Origin of the sequence: uncultured Methanobrevibacter sp., assembly GCF_937898925.1 — an archaeon.
Taxonomy (GTDB): Archaea; Methanobacteriota; Methanobacteria; order Methanobacteriales; family Methanobacteriaceae; genus Methanobrevibacter.
This window is the reverse complement of record NZ_CALDKF010000102.1, coordinates 1-3,192: the sequence shown is the minus strand read 5'-3', so window position 1 is coordinate 3,192 and position 3,192 is coordinate 1. Positions and strand designations below refer to the sequence as shown.

General features: G+C 34.6%; 1 protein-coding gene and 1 pseudogene. Both read left to right on the top strand.

Annotated elements, in window-relative coordinates; genetic code table 11:
* Positions 1 to 715: hypothetical protein (locus tag Q0409_RS08180; protein WP_298536918.1), on the top strand; the 715-nt coding region annotated here is incomplete at its 5' end.
* A 213-nt stretch (positions 716 to 928) separates the two neighbouring features.
* Positions 929 to 3,192: pseudogene (locus tag Q0409_RS08175) on the top strand (hypothetical protein); the annotation flags it as partial.

The following is a 3,192-nucleotide window of genomic DNA, read 5'->3' as shown; positions in this document are numbered from 1 at the left end:
CATTATTAAAAATGGCACACCTTATGCTAATTACAGTGTATTAAGCGGAATCGATTGGATAGTTAACTTGCCAGCTGGAACATATCAAGCTATATTAAGCATTGAAGGCTCCAATGTAGAGCCAGTGACCAAAACAATAACCGTAGCTAAAAGCCCGGCTAAGATTACCGCAAGTGCAGTTACCGCAACCTACAATGTGAACAAATACCTTGTTATCAAATTAACTGATGGTAAAGGCAACCCATTAAGCGGAGTAAATGTTACTGTAACCTTAGGCACTGCTAAAACATACACAACCGATAAGAACGGTCAAATCAAGATCAATGTTGCTAAATTAGTTCCTAAAACCTACACTGCTAAAATCAGTTTTGCTGGAAATGATAATTATACTGCATTCACTAAAAGTGTTAAAGTAACAGTTAAGAAAGCTACTCCAAAATTAACTGCTAAAGCTAAGACCTTTAAGGTTAAGGTTAAAACCAAAAAGTACACAGTAACCCTTAAAAATAACAAAGGTGCTGTATTGAAAAAGGTTAAACTTACCTTGAAAGTAGGTAAAAAGACTTACAAAGCTACTACAAACAGCAAAGGTAAAGCAACCTTTAAAATTACCAAATTAACCAAAAAAGGCAAATACACTGCAGTTATCAAATTTGCAGGAAACAAATACTACAAAGCTTTAAGCAAAAAGGTTAAAATAACTGTTAAAAAGTAGATGAGAAATCATCTACTACTTTTTCTTTTTTTAAGTTTATTAGTTCATTTTTTACAAATTCCACTATTTTTAAGAATTTCATTTTATTGAATTAAATAATGAATGAAATAATTGCTAATTTAATAATTCTTGAACATTTTCAAATCATTTCGTAAGAATTATATATATCACATTATTATATATATTAACAATTAAAACTGTTAAGGTGTTATAATGTTGAATAAAAAGATTATGTTTATAGCAATATTGCTTATCAGTTTGCTTAGCATATCTGCAGTAAGCGCTGCAGATGATGCTGCAATTGATGAAAATGTCTTGGAGGAAAGCATATCTGATGCGGATCTAGGAGACATTCAAGATGATGAATTAGGACAAGGGGATGAGAATGCATTAAGTGATGGTGATATTCCGACACCTCCACCAACAACTCCATCCTTCTATTTGTTGAGTGATAAGATTGTCAATGGTGGAGATGAGGTAAATTTAACTGAAGATTATGTTTACCAGCCTATGACTGAATCTCATTTCCAAAAAGGAATCAATATTACCCGTAATCTAACAATCAATGGTAATGGGCACACGATTGATGGAAAAAATCAGGCACGTATTTTCTATGTTACAGATTGCAATGTAACATTCAAAGATATTGTTTTCATAAATGGTAATGCCACTGATGAAGATGATTACGGAGGTGCTATTTGGGGTAATGGAAGTGCAGTATTTACTGCAATCAACTGTACATTCATAAACAATACTGCGACAAATTGTGGCGCATTTATGGGTGAGGCAATCAACTGTACCTTTATTAACAATACTGCAACTGAAATGTGTGGGGCATTTAGTGGTAATGCAACTAACTGTTTCTTCTCACAAAATTCTGCAGAGGCTGGCGGTGCATTGGTATTTACTTATGCAATTAACTGTACATTCAATAATAATAATGCAAAATATGGTGGGGCAATAGTATATGGTGAAGTAGCTAACTCTAGCTTTTCACAAAATAATGCTGGAGAGTATGGTGGAGCAATATTATTCGGAAATGCAGAAAACTGTACCTTCAACAGTAATAGTGCATCTCGTGGAGGAGCAATGGTAAATTCCACTGCAAGCAACTGTAACTTCACACAAAATACTGCAATTTATGGTGGAGCAATAGAAAATGGTACTGTATATAACTCCATTTTTACAAAGAATATCGCAACTCAATATTGTGGGGCAATTAATTTCGGAAATGCAACAAATTGTACATTCATTGAAAATAAGGCATTTTCTGAAGTGGGTGCATTTGCTGGTAATGCTATAAATTGTACATTCATAGAAAATTCTGCAAGTGAATATGCTGGTGCATTTGCTGGTAATGCTACAAATTGTACATTCATAGAAAACTATGCAATGAGAGGTGGAGCGATGGGTGCTGGAAATGCAACTAACTGTAGCTTTTCACAAAATACTGCAATGAGTGGTGGTGCTATTTACGAAGTTAATGCATTTGATTGCAACTTCACTGAAAACACTGCAAAGGTTCTTATTGAATTCATGCCATCCTATGGTGGAGCAATATATCGTGGAAATGCATATAACTGTAATTTCATAAAAAACTCTGCACAGTGGGGAGGAGCAATTTCCGAAACTGATGCAACAAACTGTACATTTATACAAAACTCTGCAGATTATGGTGGAGCAATAAGTACAGGAAATGCAACAAACTGTACATTTATACTTAATTCAGCAACTGTGGCAGGTAATGATGCAATAGGTCTTGCAAGTGAAAACTGTAAATTCATTGTTCCTGTATTCGCTGCTTCTGACTTCAATACATTCTATAATTCTGGTGAAAAGTTCATATTCACTTTAGGAGCTGAAGGTCATGTATTGGATGGTGTAAAAACCATAATCAGCATTTATAAAGGAAGTACATTTGTTGCTAATTACTCTGCATTAAGCGGTGAAGGATGGACAGTTAACTTGCCTGCAGGAACTTACAAAGCTGTATTAAGCGTTGCAGGATCTGATGTGGAGCCAGTAACTAAAACTATTACAGTAGCTAAAAATCCTACTGCAATCACTGCAAGTGCTGTCACTGCTACCTACAATGTAAACAAATACTTGACAATTAAATTGACAGACGCTAACGGTAAAGCATTAAGCGGAGTTAAAGTCACTGTAACATTAGGAACCGCTAAAACATACACTACCGATAAAAACGGTCAAATAAAAATAAATGTGGCTAATTTGGTTCCTAAAACATACACTGCTAAGATAGTTTATGCTGGAAATGCAAATTATCTTGCATCCACTAAAAGCGTTAAAGTTGTAGTCAAGAAAGCAAGTCCTAAAATGACTGCAAAAGCAAAATCCTTTAAAGCTAGTGTTAAAACCAAAAAATACGCAATCACCCTTAAAAACAACAAGGGAGCTGTAATGAAAAAGGTCAAACTTACCTTGAAAGTAGGCAAAAAAACCTACAAAGCTACTAC